This window comes from Variovorax sp. EL159, from assembly GCF_900100965.1.
GTDB lineage: Bacteria > Pseudomonadota > Gammaproteobacteria > Burkholderiales > Burkholderiaceae_C > Variovorax.
Window position 1 is genome coordinate 709,702 of sequence record NZ_FMUJ01000004.1, and the last position, 17,176, is coordinate 726,877.

Consider the following 17,176-nt stretch of genomic DNA (forward strand, 5'->3'; position numbering starts at 1 on the left):
GCAAGCACTTCCGGTCATCCCGATCGCGTGCTACCTTGCGGCCGAAGGAGTCGCTGCAATGCGCGTGCTTTTGGTGGAAGACGACGAAATGATCGGGCGCAGCCTGAAACAGGCGCTCGAGGGCGCGGGCTGGTCCGCCGATTGGGTGCGCGACGGCGAGCTCGCGCAAAGCGCTCTCGGCGATGGCGGCTACACCTGCGTGCTGCTCGACCTGGGCCTGCCCAAACAAGACGGCACCGAGGTGCTGCGGCGCGCCCGCGAACGCGGCGACGCCACGCCGGTGCTGGTGCTGACCGCGCGCGACGGGGTCGACGACCGCATCCACAGCCTCGACCTCGGCGCCGACGATTACCTGCTCAAGCCCTTCGAATTTCGCGAGCTGCTCGCGCGCATGCGGGCCGTCGTGCGTCGCCGCGACGGCGCTGCGCACTCGCTGGTCGGCAGCGGCGCGCTGCAGCTGGACCTCACCACGCGCGAGGTGGTGGTGAACGGCGCACGCGAGGCGCTGACCGCGCGCGAGTTCGCGCTGCTGCATGCGCTGCTGGAGCGGCCCGGCGCCATCCTCTCGCGCGAGCAGCTTGAAAACCGCATCTACGGCTGGGGCGAGGAAGTGACGAGCAATGCCATCGACGTGCTGATCCACGGCATGCGCCGCAAGCTCGGTGCGGATGCGATCCGCAACGTGCGCGGCCTGGGTTGGCGCGTGGCGGCATGAACGGTGCAACGCGCGGCCACGGCCGGTGGTGGCGGCCGCGTTCGCTGCGCACGCAACTGCTGCTGTGGCTGATCACGCTGCACGTGCTTGCGGCCGTGCTCACGGCGTGGTTTTCTTTTCTGGCCTACGGCAACCTGGTCCACAACGCGCTGGATGACCAGATGCGGCTGGTGGCCGAGTCGTATACGGGCAGCGATCAGCCCAAGACGCCACGCGAGATGGACGGCGAGGCCGCCTTCTCGCGCGGCGCGTTCATCGTGCAGATATGGAGCGCCGACGGCACCACGCTGCGCGCGAGTTCATGGCCCGCGCTGTCGGTGCCGCTGCAGCCGAGCATCGGCTTCAGCGACGTGAGTGCGGGTGCGCACGCGCAATCGAGCTGGCGCGTGTTCACCGCCGAGCCCGGTCCGCGCGCCGACCAGCCGCGCGTGCAGGTGCTGCAGAACGAGGACTACCGCCGCCGCCGCGCGCTGCGGCGCGCCTTGCTCGAAGGCTTGCCGATTGCGCTGCTGTTGCCTGTGGCGTTGCTGATCCTGTGGCTCATCGTGTCCGCCGCGTCGCGCTCGCTGCGCGCGGTGGCGCGCGAAGTGGCGTCGCAGGACGAGCGCAGCCCCACCGAGTTGTCGCTTGCGCGCGTGCCCGACGAGATCGCGCCGCTGGTGGGGGCCTTCAACAACCTGCTGTCGCGCGTGCGCAGTGCCTTCGCCACGCAACGGCGCTTCGTGCAGGACGCGGCGCATGAGCTGCGCACGCCGATGGCGGCCATCGGCCTGCAGATCGAGAACCTGCGCTCACACGTGCCGGCCGGCGAGGCCACGGAGCGCTTCAACCAGCTCGAAGCCGGCGTGACGCGCGCGCAGCACCTGATCGAACAGCTGCTGCATCTCTCGCGGCAGGATGCACCGCAACGCGGCGCTGCCGGCGAGCGTGTCGACATCGAGGTGCTGCTGCGCGAGAGCGTGAGCCAGCTCATGGTGCTGGCCGATGCACGCTGCGTGGATGTGGGCTTCGAGGGCACCACGGCGGCGGTGGTGTTCGCGCCGGCCGCCGAACTGCGCAGCGTGTTCGACAACCTGATCGACAACGCGCTGCGCTACGCGCCCGAAGGTGGCGTGGTCGACGTACGGCTGCACACCTTCGACGGGCATGCGGTGGTCGATGTGCTCGACAACGGCCCCGGCATTCCGCAGGCTGCGATGGGCCGCGTGTTCGATCGCTTCTTCCGCGTGCCGGGCGCGGCGGCGGGTGGCAGCGGGCTGGGGCTTGCGATCGCGCGCACGGCGGCCGAACGGCACGGCCTGCGCATCGAACTGCGCAACCGCATCGACAGCCGGGGCCTGATGGCACGTGTGCATTTGCCCGCGTCGATGGCGCAGTGATCTGCGAAACAGCGAACCAGCGCTTGCGTGAAACCAAAGCGGTATTTTTAAGCGCAACGCTAACCCGCGCTTAACTCTTCGCTCACCTTCATCTCAGTCTGCCTGCCTAGAGTGCATTCAGGTCCTGCCACGCGCAGTTCGCGCGATGGCACGTGACCGGAGACAACCTGCTCTCAGGAGAACACACCATGCGCAATTCCTTCAAGCTTCTCGCCGTTGGTTCCTTTGCTGCGCTTGCAGCGCTGGGCGCGGTCAATGCGTCGGCCGAAACCACCGATGGTTCGGACTTCCACCCGCTGCAGATGAACTCACCGGAAAAGCCGGAAGTGCAAGCCGGTGCCATGGCGGCCGCCCGTCCGAGCGGCACGGAAGCCGTCGGTCAGTCGACCTCTGCACCCGCGATGAATTCGACGACGCCGGTGTCCGACATCCAGGCCGGCGCCTGGGCGGCTTCGCACCCCACCGGCACGGAGCCGATCGGGCAATCGACTTCACTGCCGCTGGTGAAGTCGAGCAGCGGAAGCTGAGTCGGTAGCAATCGACACATAGCTTCCGCCGCGGCTCACGACAACGACGGCATCAGTCGTCGTTGTTGCTGAGCAGAGCGCGGTAGATCACCGCGCCGATGATCGCGCCCGCGATGGGCGCGACCCAGAACAGCCAGAGTTCCGACACGGCATAGGACGGCCCGAACAGGGCCGGGCCCGTGCTGCGTGCGGGGTTCACAGACGTGTTGGTCACCGGGATCGAGATCAGGTGGATCAACGTGAGGCACAGGCCGATCGACAGGCCCGCGAAGCCGCCTGCCGCACGCTTGGCGGTGGAGCCGAGGATCACGATCAGGAACACCGCGGTCATCACGACCTCGCACAGCAATGCGGCCGTCATGCCGTACTTGCCGGGCGAGTGCTCGCCATAGCCGTTGGTGGCGAAGCCGCCGATGTCGGCACCGGGCTTGCCGGTGGCGATGAGGTAGAGCACGCCGGCCGCCGCGATGGCACCCAGCACCTGCGACACGATGTAGCCCGCGAGCTCCGAAGCCTTGAAGCGGCCAGCGGCTGCAAGGCCGATCGACACCGCCGGATTGAAGTGGCCGCCCGAGATCGGACCGAGTGCATACGCACCCGTCACCACCGTGAGGCCGAAGGCGAGTGCGACGCCCAGAAAGCCGATGCCGGTACCTGGAAAGGCCGCGGCCAGAACTGCGCTTCCGCAGCCTCCGAGCGTGAGCCAGAAAGTACCAATGAACTCCGCAGACCATTTTTTGTAGGTACTGTGTTCCATAACGCTCCATCCTGAAGTTGAGAAAACGCACGCGGCCGAAGCCAGGCGCGGGCGGATTCTGAAACGAGAAATGGAGAGAGTCGAGCATGTCGTTGCGATGAACGGAACCTGTTCACGAACAACGCAGCTTTTGTGCGGTGCCGCAACTGCGTTGCATGTGAACGGAAGGCCTCAATACCTCAAAGCGTGATGACGATCTTTCCGAAGGCGCCGCGTTCCAGGTGATCGAGCGCCGCAGGCAATGCGTCGAAACCGTACTGCGCAGCGATCACCGGCTTGAGCGCGTTGACGTCGATGGCGCGCACCAGGTCTTCGAGCGCGCGCCGATGGCCGACGCCGATGCCCTGCACCGTCACGCGGCCGAGCACCATGGCGTAGAACGACGCGCTCAGCGTGTCGCCGCCGAGCATGCCGATGATCGACACGCGGCCGCCTTGCTTCGTGGCCTGCAATGAGCGGTCGAGATTGGGGCCGCTCGACAGTTCGAGCACATGGTCGGCACCACGACCGCCCGTGAGGCGCCGCACTTCGGCCGGCCAGTCGCTGTCGCGCAGCAGCGCGTGCGAGGCCCCGAGTGCGAGCGTCTGCGCGCGCTTGTCATCGCTGCCCGTCACCACGATGGCTTGCGCGCCATGCAGCCGCGCGAGCTGCAGCCCGAACAGCGCGACACCGCCGGTGCCGTGGATCAGCACGGTCTCGCCGGCGCGCAATCCGCCGGTCTCGGCCAGTGCGAACCATGCGGTCAGGCCCGCGCACGGCAGCGTGCTCGCTTCCGAAAGGCTCAGCGTGCTGGGCGCGGCCACGGCCCATGCCGCGTCGATCAGCACATGCGACGCCAGCGTGCCCGGGCCGGGGCCGCCCAGCAGCGTGGTGTCGGCGTGCCAGTGGCTGTCGATCCAGCCGCCCCAGAAGGTGTTGACCACGCGGTCGCCCGCGGCGAAGCGGGTCACGCCGGGGCCGGCGGCCACCACGGTGCCGGCCATGTCGGAGCCGGGCGTGAAGGGCAGGCCGAGCGGCATGCCCATGCCGTCGCGAATCATCAGCAGGTCGCGGTAGTTGAGTGCAACCGCACCGACCTTCACCAGGATCTGGCCCGCGCCCGGCGTGGGCATCGGCGCTTCGGCTTGTTCGAGGTGGGTGCGGCCCAGCCGGGGCAGTTGCCAGCGGCGCAGGGTGTCGGGTTCTTGCATTGGAAGGCTCCACGAATGACAGGGAGCCGCCATGCTATTGAGGATACGAGGTATCCGGTGGTGGATAATTTTCTCTTTACTGGTGCTTGAAAGTATCCAATGGGACAACGTCTCCAAGGCATCGAAGAGTTCGTCGCGGCGGTCGAGGCTGGCAGCTTTGCGCTGGCGGCGCAGCGCCTGCATGTCACCCGCTCGGCGGTCGCCAAGAGCATCGCGCGGCTCGAGGCGCGGCTGAACACGCGGCTGTTCCTGCGCACCACGCGCAGCCAGAGCCTCACCGAGGAAGGCCACGGCTACTACGAGCGCTGCCGACGCGTGCTGGACGAACTCGATGCCGCACAGGCGCTGACCGACGTGGCGCGCAGCACCGCGACCGGCGTCGTGCGGATCAGCATGCCGGCGATGCTCGGCCGGCTCAAGGTCGGCCCGTTGCTGCTGGCACTGGCGCGGCAACATCCGCAGTTGTCGCTCGAACTCGCGTTCAACGACCGACGCGTGGACCTGGTCGAAGAGGGGCTCGATCTGGCGATCCGCAGTGGCGAGCTGGCCGACAGCATGGACCTGGTCGCGCGGCCGGTCGGCGTGCAGTGGATGGCGCTGTGCGCCGCGCCGGCGTATCTGGCGCAGCGTGGCCATCCCAGGGGCATCGGCGATCTGGAGGGTGCGCACGAAGCGGTGCTCTATGCCCGCGACGGCCAGGTCTCTGCATGGCGCTTTCACGATGCCCAGGGCCGGCCGGTCGAAGTGACGCTGCCCTCGCGGCTGCGATGCGACAGCGCCGAAGTGCTGCTCGAAGCGGCCATCGGCGGCCTGGGGCTCGCGCGGCTGCCGTCGTGGCTGGCGGCCGATGCGCTCGCGGCCGGCACGCTGGTGCGCGTGTTCGAGGAGCCCAGGCCCTTCGGCTTCGAGCTGAACGTGATCCGCGCGCGCAGCCGCTACCTGCCCTTCAAGACGCGCGTGGTGATCGACTGGCTGGCCGAGCACCTGCCGCCGCTGCTGCAGGTCGCGCCTTGAACGGCGAGGCAGCCGCTATCCTGCGGCTTGCCTTCAACAACAAACGAGCCATTCGCAGGAGACAAACGCATGCGCCCCTTCACGCTTCGCCCTTTCGCAACCATCGCCGCATGCCTGATGGGCACCGCGATGCTTCTTTCTTCGCCGCACGCGGCCGCGCAAGGCACGGTGAATGCGCTGTGCAGCACCGACGCGGGCTGGTGTGAGGCGGCCGCCACGGCCTTCACGCGCGAGACCGGCATCAAGGTGCTGCAGGCCCACAAGGGCACCGGCGAGATCGGGGCGCAGCTGCGTGCCGAAGCGGCCAACCCGAAGACCGATATCTGGTGGGGCGGCACCGGCGACCCGTTCCTGCAGGCCGCCGAGCAGGGCCTGCTCGATGCCTACCGGCCGGCCTACATCAACGACCTGCACGAATGGTCGGTACGGCAGTACGCGCTGTCGCAGAACATGGTGGGCGGCTTCTACACCAGCGCGATCGGCTTCGGCTTCAACACCGACCTGCTCAAGAAAAAGAAGCTGCACGAACCCAAGTGCTGGGCCGACCTCGTCAAGCCCGAATACAAGGGCGAGATCGAGATCTCGCACCCGGCTTCCAGCGGCACGGCCTACACCGTCATCGCGGGTCTCGTGCAGCAGATGGGCGAGGACGCGGCCTTCGACTACCTGAAGAAGCTGCACCGCAACGTCACCAGCTACACCCGCAGCGGCCAGGCGCAGGCGCCCAACGTGGCCAAGGGCGAGGTGGCGATCGGCGTGAGCTTCATCTTCGGCTTCGAGCGCTGGCGCTTCGACAAATTTCCGGTGAAGACGGCTGCGCCGTGCGAAGGCACGAGCTACGAAGTGGGCGGCATCGCGCTGGTGAAGGGCGCGCGCAACAAGGAGAACGCGAAGCGCTACTACGACTGGCTCATGAGCCCTGCCGGGCAGTCCATCGGCGCAAAGGTGGGCAGCCTCCAGACGCCGGCCAACAAGACCTTCAAGCCCGATGCGCGCATCGCGTCGATGGCCGACGTGAAGCTCATCAAGTACGACTTCGAGAAGTACGGCAAGGCGGCCGAGCGCAAGCGCCTGATCGACCGCTGGACCCGCGAGGTCGAGTCGCAGCCGAAGTAGCCGACGCCAGTCAGGCCCATTTCGTGAAACACCGCGGAACCGGCTTTGCCGGGCCGCAGGTGTTGCCCCCGGCAGGGGGAAGGCGCGCGCGACACGAAGTGCGCGCAGCCTGGGGGCGAGCTTATGAGCAGGCCTTGTTGTGCGAGGCGTGCATGCCCTTGGCCTTGGCATCGGCTTCGCTCATGTACTCGCCCTTCTTGGTCTTGCCGTAGTAACGGTCGCCCATGCAGTGGTAGACCTTGGTCGTGTCGTTGGCCCACACCATGCCGGGGCCGCCGCCGGGTGCCGCGGCCATCTTCGTGAGGTCGGGCGAGCCGGGCGTCCTGGTCGCCGTGCCGGTGCTCGGGGCCACGCCGGTCTTGTCGACGCTGGCCGACTGGGTTTCCACGGCGGGTGCGGCGGCGGCAGCGGGTGCAGCAGCAGCAGCGGCTGCTGCCGGTGCTGCCTTCGCATCGGCGGCCTTGCCGAACCAGGTCTTGATGCCCTTGTGGCCACGGCAGGCGCCGGACTTGGTGTCGGGCGAGGCATAGCTGCCGTCCTTGCATTGCACGGTGGTGCCGGCTGGCGCATCGGCGGGTACCTGCGCCTGGGCGGCAAAGGAGGCCAGCCCGAGGCAGGCGGCGATCCACAGCATCTTCCTGGGGTTCTTGTTCATGCAAAGCTCCTGAGGTGTTGAAGGGCAGCTGCGCAGCTTTGGGGGGCAATCCCAGCGGAAGCTGACTTGCTGGAGATTCAGGGTGAGCTGGCGGTAAAAGTCACTACGCCCTGGTAGTTGCCGGCGGGGCGGTTCGCGGAGTTGGCATAGAAGAAAGTCCAGTTCGCGCTGCTCTGGGTCACGAAATTGGTGGCATCCGTGGTGGCGACGGTCACGGTGCTGCCGGTGCCGCTGGCAGGGATCGCGGGCGCGGGCAGCAGGCTGTTGCTCGACGTGATGGTGATCTCGGACATCGGAATCGTGGCGGTCCCGTTGGTCAACGGCGAGGTCGCGGCGGCGCGCAGGCTGACCGGTCCGCCATTGCTGCGCACCTCGACCGCCAGCGTCACGCCGGCGGACGGTGCGACCGAGAAGGTGGGCGCACCGCCGTTCCAGTTGGCGGCCGTGTTGTTGGCAACGGCCGGCGTGGTGGGCCCGCCCGGGATCGACGGCGTGAGGACGAAGGCCGCGCTGTTGACCGTGCCGCTCAGCGTGGGCCAGGCGCCATCGCCCAGCCGGAAGAACACGAACTTGTCGATGTTGACCGTGAACTTGAGATCGACGGCCGCGGGGTTGCCCAGGCCGGCGGTGGTGGTCGTGCCGGCCAGTGCCGCGCAGGGCAGGAGCAGCGCCGCGAGGAGGCCCCCGGCGCGCATGCACGGGGCCTGCAGGTGCGGCCGCCGGCCCGCGTGCATCAGCGGAACTCCGCGTTCACCTTGAAGCCGCCCTTCTCCCAGTCGAGCGTGCCGCTGGCCTTCAGGGGGTAGGCCGGTGGTGCGGCGGCCTTGCCGCCCGCTTCGCCCTTGGGCAGCAGCGAAATCAGGCGCGTCTGCCCCGGCATGACGGGCGTGCCCTCGGGCACCATCTCGAAGGTCTTGCCTGCTGCATCGGTGGCGTCGAGGCTGCCTTCGAGCCGGCCGTGCGCGTCGCCGGTGTTGCTGACCGTCACGTAGGGCGTGCGCTGGCCGCGCACTTCCCGCATGCCGACCTGGCTCAATGCGAGCTTTGGCTCGGCGCCGTTCAGCAGCACGTACACCGCCACGGCGATGCGCCCGCTGACAGGAAGGCTCAGGCTGGCGCCGCCTTGCGCAATGGCGGCCTGGTAGGCCGGCTCCACGCCCTCGATCGCCAGCATGAAGCGGCACTCGCCGCGCGGCGCATTGGCCGGTGGGTCGATCTGGAAGCGGAAGCCGGCCTTGCCGCGCGCGGGCACCTTGACCGTCTTGCGTTCCAGCGTCACCCACGGCCGGCAACTGCCGGGCTGCAGCGGATCGAGGTAGGCGATTTCCCCCTCGGCCGAATAGCTCCAGTCGAGCGTGCGCACCGACACCTCGGTGACGGTGTTGCCCACGTTGTGGATGTCGAGCGACTGGCCCAGGCGCACGCCGCTCTTGGCCGACAGCTCGAAGCGCGAAGGCATGATCGCGACCTCGAAGGGGGCGGCCCATGCCGTGGAGGCCGCGCAGGTCGTTGCGAGGGCAACGGCCAGCAGGCGGCGTGCGAAGGTCAGGAAATGCAGTCTCATGGCAGTGTCTCTATCTCGAAGTAGGCCTCGAAGCCGAGGGGCATGCCGCGTGTCAGCCGCAGCTCGCGCGTGTCCAGTTGCCAGGTGAGGTCGAGCGATTCGGTGATCCACGCATCGCGCACCGTGCCGCTCCACACCGGCACCCGGTCGCCCGGACGGCCGCTGCCGCTGGCGAACAGGCCGTTGGTGCGCCAGCTCACCTGCAGGCCGGCCGGCGAGCGCAGGCCCGGAATGCCCATCGGCAACACGTAGTAGATGCGGGCCTGGCGGCCCACGTAGCGCGCGGTGGCCAGCCGGTAGTGCACGCGCCCGAACGCGACCCGCACGATGGGCGAGTACGAGGCGCTCGGCGCCGTGATCGGCGAGCCGTCGTCCAGTGACGCGCGCACCTGCGAACTCGGCGAGCTGGAGTCGTCGAGCCGTTCGACCAGCGCGCTGGCGATGCCCGGCACGCCCGCGAGCCACGCGAATACGCCGGCTGCCACCAGCCGGTGCGCGCGAAGGGCGGTGGCGTGCTTCATCGTCACAGCATGGTGGCCGTGAACCTCACCGTGCCGCTGTAGCTGCCCGCCGGATACACCGTGGCGTTGCTGTACTGGAACGTCAGGGTGTTGGACATGAAGCGGGTGTTGCCGTTGAACACCAGAAGCGTCGTCGTCGCCGCGTTGAAGCTGGCGAGCGGCTGGGTCGCGTTGCCGGGTGCGAAGGTGCCGTTCTGGATGTCGCCCTCGTTGGGCGAGGTCGCATCGGTCGAGACCCAACTGATCGTGCTGAAGGGAATGACGGTGGTGCCGCAGGAGGTCGCCGTGGTGCACACCAGCCCGGCCGGCACGTTGGCGGTGAGCGTGACCGGCCGGGTCTCCGCGAACACCATGGCCGGTCGGGCCGGGCTGATGCTGATGGTGACCGACTGTGAGCCCGCGACCGGGGCCATCGTCAGGCCCGCGTTGGGGCCGCTCGCGTTGAAGACCACCTCGTCGGTGGCCACGGCGGAGCCCACCTGCAGCGTGATGCCGTAAGGCTGGCTGGTGGCCGCATAGGTGAAGACCGCCTCCGCATGCGGCGCGATGCCGGCGAGGAGCGCGACCGCCGCCACGGCGCGCAGCGCTTCAGACACTGGTCGCGGTATAGGTGATGACCGTCGTGTAGGTGCCGGGCGTCCAGGTGACGGCCGAGCCGGTCAGCGAGAAGGTCCAGGTGCCGGTGACGAGCGTGGTGGTGGCAAAGCCGGTCGACCCCGTGCTGGCGGTTGCCAAAGTCGCGGGGGTCGGGTGGGTCAGGCCCGCGCCGGACGCGACCGTGATGTTGCCAAGCGTCGGTCCGCCCGCCGCGAAGGCCACGGCCGTGTAGCTCAACGATCCGCCGCCCGAGCTGTTGGTCCAGGCGGATACGGGCACCGCCGCCGGGTTGGTCACCGTGCCCAGCGACGGCGCGGTGCCGTCCCAGTTGGCGGCCTGGTTGTTGGCGGCGGTGATCGCGGGCGCCGTGGCCCACGTCAGCGGCGCGGTCCAGCTCAGCGTGTCGCCGGTGCCGGTCTGGGTTCCGACGCGCAGCAGGATCAGCTTGGGCACCGTCACGCTCAGGTTCAGGTGGCCCTGCGCGGTCACCTGGGTGGCTGGGGTGGTGGTGTAGCCATACTGGCTCTCGGCCAGCGCAACGCCGCAGGCCAGGGCCAGGGCTGCGGCGGCAGCCACGGTGAGCAGTCGCGGGGGGAGTCTCATCTCGATTTCCTTTGCTTGGGGCGGTGGACAAAAAAAGTGGTCACTGCCCCACCTTGATCACGGGGATCACGGTGAAGGCCTGGCCACGCAGCGGAACCTCGACGCTCACGCCCGCATCGCGCGCCGGGCCCCAGGGCAGCGGCACGGTCTCGGGTGTGAGGGTGAGCTGGTGGCGACCGGTCGTCACCAGCGGAAATTCGAAACGGCCGTCACGGTCGGTCGTGGTGCGGTAGCGGCCGTCGAGCAGCACTTCGACGTTGGCGGCGCCGCCTTCGCCGATCTGCGGCTCGCCGTCGTTGTTGGCGTCGAGGAACACGCGGCCGGCCACGCTGCCGCCGCCGGCACCGTTGCCGCGAACGCCGGCCGCCTGGTAGGGCGAGCCCGCGCTGCCCTCCCAGCGCAGGTAGATGTAGACCGTCTTGTCGTTCGAGCGAAAGAGCTGCGGGGTGTTCAGCGAGGTCGGCAGCGTGGTGGCGCGGGCCTGGTTCAGGTTGGCGGCGATGCCCGCGCGCCAGCCCGGTGCCAGTTCCTTCTCGGCGCTGAGCGTGCCCGACAGCCCGCGGCTCGTGTACAGGCCGCCGTGCTGCGAGGTGTAGCGCAGGTTGCCCAGCACGCTGAAGCCGCTGGCCAGCCAGAAGCGGAACTGCACGCCGGCGGTGGGGTAGTGCTGCACCGTGCCGCTGCTCTGGTCACGGGCGTAGCCGAGGGTGGTGGTCAGCTCGGGGCGCATGGTTTCGTAGCGGCCGCTGATCCAGTCCTGCTCCCACTGCAGTTCCTGCCCCGTCGCCGTTCCGCCGCCCAGCACGATGGCTTCGTTGCGCCGCACCGAAAGGCTGAAGCGGCTGCGCGGCCAGTCGAAGAAGCGCGTCTGATAGAAGGCGTTGCCATACAGGCTGTGCGTGCCGCTGCCCTGGCCTTGTGGGGTCGACGGGCTGTTCGTTGCGTTGTCGTAGCGCGTCTGCGTCACGCTCAGGCTGCCGCCGAACGAGGTGTGGCGATCGAGCAGGTACTGGAAGTTGCCGCTCGCGCTGCCGCGGCGGTAGCCGAACAGGTTGAAGCTGTCGTTGGGCGCGGCGCGTTCGACGTCGACCGACGCGCCCCAGTTCATGCGGCTCGCGCTGCGGTCGATGCGCCAGTACGCGCCACGCGTGCCGGTCGTGAGTGCGTAGTCGCCGAAGTACAGGTTCGGCCGTGCCGTGTACACGCCGAACTCGTGCCGGTAGGCGCCGGTGCGCGCGCTGGCCTCCACGAACAACCCCTGCGAGCTGCCCGTGGCCACGCCCGGCGTCTGCGAGCTGGCGCGGCTGCCCACCAGCGTGGCGCGGGCCTTGAAGTCGCCGTCGTTCACCACCTCGCGGCCGTAGCCCAGCGAGGTGGCCCAGCTCGTGACGTCCTTGCGGCCGTAGCCCTGTGCCGTGAGCGGGTCGTAGTAGTACGCCGGGATGTCGCGTGCCTGGTCCACCTGCACCGAGGCAAACCACGGGTCGCCCAGGCGTTGCGTGAGGCCCAGCCAGCCGAGCGTGCCCTGGCTCTTCTCGAAGCCGGGGTAGGGGCCGCCCGCGAGGTTGCCGCGCTGGCCGAAGCCCGCGCGCAGGTCGGTGTCGGTGTTGAAGATCCGCGTCGATGCGCCGCGCACCGTGGACGAGCCCAGCGACAGGCGGTAGTTGCGGCTCAGGCCGTCGGTCAGCTCGCTGTAGATGTCGCCCACCGCGCTGTCGGCAAAGGTCTGGGTGGTGAGCGGAAAGCCGAGGTTGCGCAGCGTGAAGCGGCCGCTGGTCGGCTCGCGCGCGTAACCTAGCGAACCGATGCTGTTGCCGTTCAGGATGCCGTCGCCGCCCAGGTGGCGGCCGTCGGCCTGCAGCACGAATTCGCCGTAGTTGAGCGTTTCGCGGCGGTACTCGAAGCGCTGGCCGATCTCGGTCGCGCGCTGGCGGGCGTAGCCGGTGCTGGTCGCGTCGCCGAAGCCGATGCGGCTTTCCACCAGCCAGGAACGAAAGCCCTGCGGCTGCTCGGCCTCCGGTGCGGCATCGTCGGCGGCGGCCGGATCGGTCCCCGTGTCCATGAAGCGGTCTTCGTAAGCCTTGGGGGCGGATTCGATGAGCGCCTTCAGCCTGGCCTGCTCCGCCTGGGCGCGGTCCATCGATTCGATGCGGGCCTCAGCCACGGTGGCCCCGGCGGGAGACTGGGTGAATGCCGGCGCAGGCCAGCACAGGACGGCGATGCACCCGAAGAACCACGCCCGAGCACCTGCCGGGCGCCAGATGGCTCTGGCGGGGTCGACCGCGGTCGGCAGCGTCACTCGAATCATCAAACGACATCCCTGGTTCCCTGAGCATTGCTGCCCTGTTCGGTTGCGGAGACGAGGATATTTGATAAATGTTAACGACGGTTACTTTTTGTGTTACAGCGGACGGAGCGGGCTCGCCGGGGCTGTGGATAACCTCTCGGGGCGCGTATTTCCTTCCCGCCTTGCCTTGCCTTGCCTTGTGCCGTTGTTTCGCCGGACAAAGGCCCTACCTGAGAAAGTTGGCACGGTGCCGTCCCGCGACCATCGCGGCCGGCTTAGAATTTTTTCGATCCGATATCTCTTCTTCCATGGCTGATTCTTCCAATACCAAACTCCCTTTCCAGGCTGAAGTCGCGCAGCTGCTGCACCTCGTCACGCATGCGCTTTATTCGAACAAGGAAATCTTCCTGCGCGAGCTGATCTCGAACGCGTCCGACGCGTGCGACAAGCTGCGCTTCGAGGCGCTCGACCACCCCGCGCTGTACGAAGACCAGCCCGAGCTCGACGTGCGTCTGACCTTCGACAAGGCCGCCCGCACCATCACCATCACCGACAAGGGCATCGGCCTGTCGCGCCAGGAAGCCATCGACAACCTCGGCACCATCGCCAAGAGCGGTACCAAGGACTTCATGAGCAAGCTGAGCGGCGACCAGAAGGCCGACGCACAGCTCATCGGCCAGTTCGGCGTGGGCTTCTACTCGGGCTTCATCGTGGCCGACAAGATCACCGTCGAATCGCGCCGTGCCGGCCTGCCGGCCGACCAGGGCGTGCGCTGGGTGAGCGGCGGCGCCGGCGACTTCGAGGTGGCCGACATCACGCGTGCCGAGCGCGGCACCAGCATCACGCTGCACCTGCGCGACGATGCCGACGAATACCTCAACGCCTGGAAGCTCAAGCAGATCGTCGGCAAGTACTCCGACCACATCTCGCTCCCGATCCTCATGGAAAAGGAAGAGTGGAAGGAAGGCGAGAACGACCAGCCCGGCGACATGGTGAAGACCGGCGAGTGGGAAACCGTCAACAAGGCCAACGCCCTGTGGAGCCGTCCCAAGAAGGACATCACGCCCGAGCAGTACGAAGAGTTCTACAAGAGCATCAGCCACGACTACGAAGCGCCGCTCGCCTGGAGCCACAACCGCGTGGAAGGCAGCACCGAGTACACGCAGCTGCTCTACATCCCGGCCAAGGCGCCGTTCGATTTGTGGAACCGCGACAAGAGCGCGGGCGTCAAGCTGTACGTCAAGCGCGTCTTCATCATGGACGACGCCGAAGCCCTGCTGCCCAGCTACCTGCGCTTCGTGAAGGGCGTGATCGACTCGGCCGACCTGCCGCTGAACGTGAGCCGCGAGCTGCTGCAGGAAAGCCGCGACGTGAAGGCCATCCGCGAGGGCAGCACCAAGCGCGTGCTCTCCATGCTCGAAGACCTGGCCAAGAAGCAGAAGACCGCGCCCGAGAGCGCCGAAGGCAAGACCGACGTGGGTTCGGGCGAATCGGTGCCGGCACCCGAGCCGACCGAAGCGGTGACCGATGTGGTCGACAAGAACGCGCCCACCGCCGCCGAAACCGCCGCCGCGGCCGCCGATGAATCGGGCAAGTACGCGAAGTTCTACGCCGAGTTCGGCGCGGTGCTGAAAGAGGGCCTGGGCGAGGACATGGGCAACCGCGACCGCATCGCCAAGCTGCTGCGCTTTGCCTCGTCCACCACCGACGGCGTGACCGTGAGCTTCGCCGACTACAAGGCGCGCATGAAGGACGGCCAGGACGCGATCTACTACATCACCGCCGACACGCTGGCCGCCGCCAAGAACAGCCCGCAGCTCGAAGTCTTCAAGAAGAAGGGCATCGAGGTTCTGCTGATGACCGACCGCGTCGACGAGTGGGCGCTCAACTACCTCACCGAGTTCGACGGCACGCCGCTGCAAAGCGTGGCCAAGGGCGCGGTCGACCTGGGCAAGCTGCAGGACGAGGCCGAGAAGAAGGCCGCCGAAGAGGCTGCCGAGTCGTTCAAGCCGATGCTCGAGAAGCTCAAGGAAGCGCTCAAGGACAAGGCCGGCGACGTGCGCGTGACCACGCGCCTGGTCGATTCGCCCGCCTGCCTCGTGGTGCAGGACGGCGGCATGAGCACGCAGCTCGCGCGCATGCTCAAGCAGGCCGGCCAGCCCGCGCCCGACCTGAAGCCGGTGCTCGAAGTCAACGCCGACCATCCGCTGGTGAAGAAGCTCGACGGCTCGGCGCACTTCGACGACCTCGCGAACATCCTGTTCGATCAGGCGCTGCTCGCCGAAGGCGGGCTGCCGGCCGACCCGGCCGCCTACGTGAAGCGCGTCAACGCGCTGCTGGTGTGATGGCGCGGCCGCGCATCCGCGCAGCGACGGCCGCCATTCCGGCGGCGCTGCTGCTGCTCCTGATGAGCGGCTGCTCCCACTACCAGATCGGCATTCCGCTGGTTCCCGGGCTCTCGCTGGGCCTGGGCGCCACGAAGGACGGCAGTTTTTCGATGGGCCTGAACACCGGCTTCGGCCCGCTCGGCGCGGGCGTGGCCGTGAACAACGGCGGGCAGGTGTCGGGCTCGGCCGGCGTGGGTGTCGGCGTGGGGCCGGTGGCTGCAGGGGTCAGCAAGGGCACCGTGCTCTATGACCCGAAGGCCGCGCCTGCAGCGCTTGCCGGTGGTGGTGCCGCAACCGGTGCGGTGGCATCCACGGCGCCCGCAGCGCCTGTGGCGCCCGCGGGCTCGGCACCGCCTCTGGCTGCAACGCCGGTGGTGCCGGCGCCCGTGCGCTATTCGACGCCCGCCGATCCGTTCACGCCCATTGCCGCACCCGCGACCCAGGCGCCGGCCGCTGCCGCCCCGGCGACACGCACCGTGGCCCAGGCCCGGGCACCGCTCGTCAAGATCACGCGCCCGCCGCCGGAGCCCGTCGCGCCTGCGGTGAACCACACCCCGGCCGTGGCCGCCGCCTCGGCCCCGGTCCGCGAAGCCGGCGCCCTCGGCACGCCCGGCAACCCCGTCGCGCCCTGACCGGCGCGCCTTTCACGCGAACCCGCGACCCGGCCTAACATGGCGGCTGGTATCTCCTTCGGAGACAGTCGACCATGACGCGCCGACCGCTGCTGCTGCACCTTCTTGCCCTGGCCGCCCTTGCGGCCACGGTGCTGCCCCGCGCAGTGAAGTCGCAGGGCGCCTACCCCGCCAAGCCCATCCGCTGGATCGTGCCGTACCCGGCTGGCGCCGGCGCCGACATCGTCGCGCGCACCATCGGCACCCAGCTGGCCATCGACGCGGGGCAGCAAGTGATCATCGAGAACCGCGCCGGCGGCAACACCGCCATCGGCGCCATCGAGGTCGCGCGCGCTCCGGCCGATGGCTACACGCTGCTGTCGGCCGACAACGGCACGCTGGTCTTCAACCCCGCGCTGTACCGCAACCTCAGCTACAACCCCTCGCGCGATTTCGCGCCCGTCACCTTGCTGGGTCGGTTGCCGATGGTGCTGCTGGTCGGGCCGTCCAGCGGCGTCAAGGACGCGCGGGCCTTCATCGAAGACGCGCGCGCCTTCCCCGGCAAGGTCAGCTTTGCCTCGGCCGGCACCGGCAGCCCGCAGCACCTGGCGATGGAACTGCTCGAGCGCCAGGCCCGGCTGGAGATGGTGCACGTGCCCTACCGGGGCGCCGCGCCCGCGCTGGCCGACGTGGCGGGTGGCCAGCTGCCGGTGATGATGTGCGACCTGGCCGCGGCCCGCCGCTTCATCCAGAGCGGCAAGCTGCGTGCGCTCGCGGTGGCCCATCCGGCGCGCCTGGCGCAGCTGCCCGGTGTGCCGACCTTCGCCGAGCTGGGCATGCCGCAGGTCGAGGCCGCCGCGCTCATGGGCCTGGTGGTGCCGGCCGGCACGCCGCCCGAGGTGGTGGCGCAGCTGCAGGAGTCGGTGGCCAGCGCCATCCACAACCCGGTCGTGCGGCGCAAGCTGGCCGAGTTCGGCGTCGAGCCCGTGGGCGACGCGCCCGCCCAGTTCGCGGCGCTGCTGGAGGGCGAGTCGGCCCGCTGGCACCCGCTGATCCGCGAGCTGAATCTGTCGCTCGACTGAGGGCCCGCGGGCCCCTGTGGCGCCTGTGTATCGCGGCGCTTTACAACGCCTTTGCACGAACTTTGCTTGGCCTCCACGCCTTCCTCATTCTTTGCTAAGAGTCGCTGCCTAGATTGGCACATCGCTCAGGAAAGGTCGGCGGGACGGTTTGCAAAGGGCACGCCACTCCCC

The 17,176-nt window shown here is 68.7% G+C and carries 17 protein-coding genes; 8 read left to right on the plus strand and 9 right to left on the minus strand.

Annotated features, from left to right (window positions below; genetic code table 11):
* Positions 1 to 58 precede the first annotated feature (58 nt).
* From BLQ28_RS20500 to BLQ28_RS20510, 3 genes are all read left to right on the plus strand, one after another.
* Entirely contained in the window at positions 59 to 715 is a 657-nt protein-coding gene (locus BLQ28_RS20500; protein WP_093243176.1) for a response regulator, read from the plus strand.
* Positions 712 to 2,094 (plus strand): sensor histidine kinase, encoded by a 1,383-nt coding sequence (locus BLQ28_RS20505; protein WP_093243484.1) that lies wholly within the window; start codon positions 712 to 714, stop codon positions 2,092 to 2,094. The genes BLQ28_RS20500 and BLQ28_RS20505 overlap by 4 nt, the downstream gene beginning before the upstream one ends.
* A 188-nt stretch (positions 2,095 to 2,282) precedes the next feature.
* Positions 2,283 to 2,621: a hypothetical protein gene (locus tag BLQ28_RS20510; RefSeq protein WP_093243178.1), complete on the plus strand. Its 339-nt coding sequence runs from the start codon at positions 2,283 to 2,285 to the stop codon at positions 2,619 to 2,621.
* Between the two features lie 52 nt (positions 2,622 to 2,673).
* On the opposite strand, the gene aqpZ is transcribed toward BLQ28_RS20510, so the two are convergent.
* Together aqpZ and BLQ28_RS20520 are read right to left on the minus strand one after the other, a co-directional pair.
* Complete coding sequence (aqpZ, locus tag BLQ28_RS20515) at positions 2,674 to 3,378, minus strand: aquaporin Z (protein ID WP_093243180.1); 705 nt, start codon at positions 3,376 to 3,378, stop codon at positions 2,674 to 2,676.
* A 179-nt stretch (positions 3,379 to 3,557) separates the two neighbouring features.
* Positions 3,558 to 4,568 (minus strand): zinc-dependent alcohol dehydrogenase family protein, encoded by a 1,011-nt coding sequence (locus BLQ28_RS20520; RefSeq protein ID WP_093243182.1) that lies wholly within the window; start codon positions 4,566 to 4,568, stop codon positions 3,558 to 3,560.
* A gap of 99 nt (positions 4,569 to 4,667) precedes the next feature.
* Here BLQ28_RS20520 and BLQ28_RS20525 point away from each other — a divergent pair, with 99 nt between their 5' ends.
* Entirely contained in the window at positions 4,668 to 5,582 is a 915-nt protein-coding gene (locus BLQ28_RS20525) for a LysR family transcriptional regulator (protein ID WP_093243185.1), read from the plus strand.
* Positions 5,583 to 5,651: 69 nt separating this feature from the next.
* Positions 5,652 to 6,698 carry an ABC transporter substrate-binding protein gene (locus BLQ28_RS20530; protein ID WP_093243188.1) on the plus strand — a complete coding sequence of 349 codons (1,047 nt, stop codon included), beginning with the start codon at positions 5,652 to 5,654 and terminating at the stop codon, positions 6,696 to 6,698.
* Positions 6,699 to 6,819: 121 nt separating this feature from the next.
* Here the strand turns inward: BLQ28_RS20530 and BLQ28_RS20535 are convergent, their stop codons facing one another.
* The 7 genes from BLQ28_RS20535 to BLQ28_RS20565 all read right to left on the minus strand — a co-directional run bounded on the left by BLQ28_RS20535 (position 6,820) and on the right by BLQ28_RS20565 (position 12,802).
* Entirely contained in the window at positions 6,820 to 7,353 is a 534-nt protein-coding gene (locus BLQ28_RS20535) for a DUF3761 domain-containing protein (protein ID WP_093243190.1), read from the minus strand.
* A 77-nt stretch (positions 7,354 to 7,430) separates the two neighbouring features.
* Entirely contained in the window at positions 7,431 to 8,087 is a 657-nt protein-coding gene (locus BLQ28_RS20540; RefSeq protein WP_093243192.1) for a hypothetical protein, read from the minus strand.
* A complete protein-coding gene (locus tag BLQ28_RS20545) occupies positions 8,087 to 8,917 on the minus strand; it encodes a fimbrial biogenesis chaperone (RefSeq protein ID WP_093243194.1) in 831 nt (276 codons plus the stop codon). The genes BLQ28_RS20540 and BLQ28_RS20545 overlap by 1 nt, the downstream gene beginning before the upstream one ends.
* Positions 8,914 to 9,438, minus strand: coding sequence for a hypothetical protein (locus BLQ28_RS20550; protein ID WP_256327383.1), 525 nt, complete (start codon positions 9,436 to 9,438; stop codon positions 8,914 to 8,916). Before BLQ28_RS20550 ends, BLQ28_RS20545 begins: the two co-directional genes overlap by 4 nt.
* 2 nt (positions 9,439 to 9,440) lie before the next feature.
* Positions 9,441 to 10,034 carry a hypothetical protein gene (locus BLQ28_RS20555; protein WP_093243196.1) on the minus strand — a complete coding sequence of 198 codons (594 nt, stop codon included), beginning with the start codon at positions 10,032 to 10,034 and terminating at the stop codon, positions 9,441 to 9,443.
* Positions 10,027 to 10,638: a hypothetical protein gene (locus tag BLQ28_RS20560; RefSeq protein ID WP_143012528.1), complete on the minus strand. Its 612-nt coding sequence runs from the start codon at positions 10,636 to 10,638 to the stop codon at positions 10,027 to 10,029. The genes BLQ28_RS20555 and BLQ28_RS20560 overlap by 8 nt, the downstream gene beginning before the upstream one ends.
* A gap of 40 nt (positions 10,639 to 10,678) precedes the next feature.
* Entirely contained in the window at positions 10,679 to 12,802 is a 2,124-nt protein-coding gene (locus tag BLQ28_RS20565; RefSeq protein ID WP_143012529.1) for a transthyretin-like family protein, read from the minus strand.
* A 431-nt stretch (positions 12,803 to 13,233) separates the two neighbouring features.
* On the opposite strand from BLQ28_RS20565, the gene htpG reads away from it, so the two are divergent.
* The 3 genes from htpG (at position 13,234) to BLQ28_RS20580 (ending at position 17,005) form a co-directional block, all read left to right on the plus strand.
* A complete protein-coding gene (htpG, locus tag BLQ28_RS20570) occupies positions 13,234 to 15,270 on the plus strand; it encodes a molecular chaperone HtpG (RefSeq protein ID WP_093243202.1) in 2,037 nt (678 codons plus the stop codon).
* On the plus strand, positions 15,270 to 15,944 hold the full coding sequence (locus tag BLQ28_RS20575; RefSeq protein WP_256327384.1) for a hypothetical protein: 675 nt from the start codon (positions 15,270 to 15,272) through the stop codon (positions 15,942 to 15,944). The genes htpG and BLQ28_RS20575 overlap by 1 nt, the downstream gene beginning before the upstream one ends.
* A 74-nt stretch (positions 15,945 to 16,018) precedes the next feature.
* Positions 16,019 to 17,005: a Bug family tripartite tricarboxylate transporter substrate binding protein gene (locus tag BLQ28_RS20580; protein ID WP_093243206.1), complete on the plus strand. Its 987-nt coding sequence runs from the start codon at positions 16,019 to 16,021 to the stop codon at positions 17,003 to 17,005.
* Positions 17,006 to 17,176 lie beyond the last annotated feature (171 nt).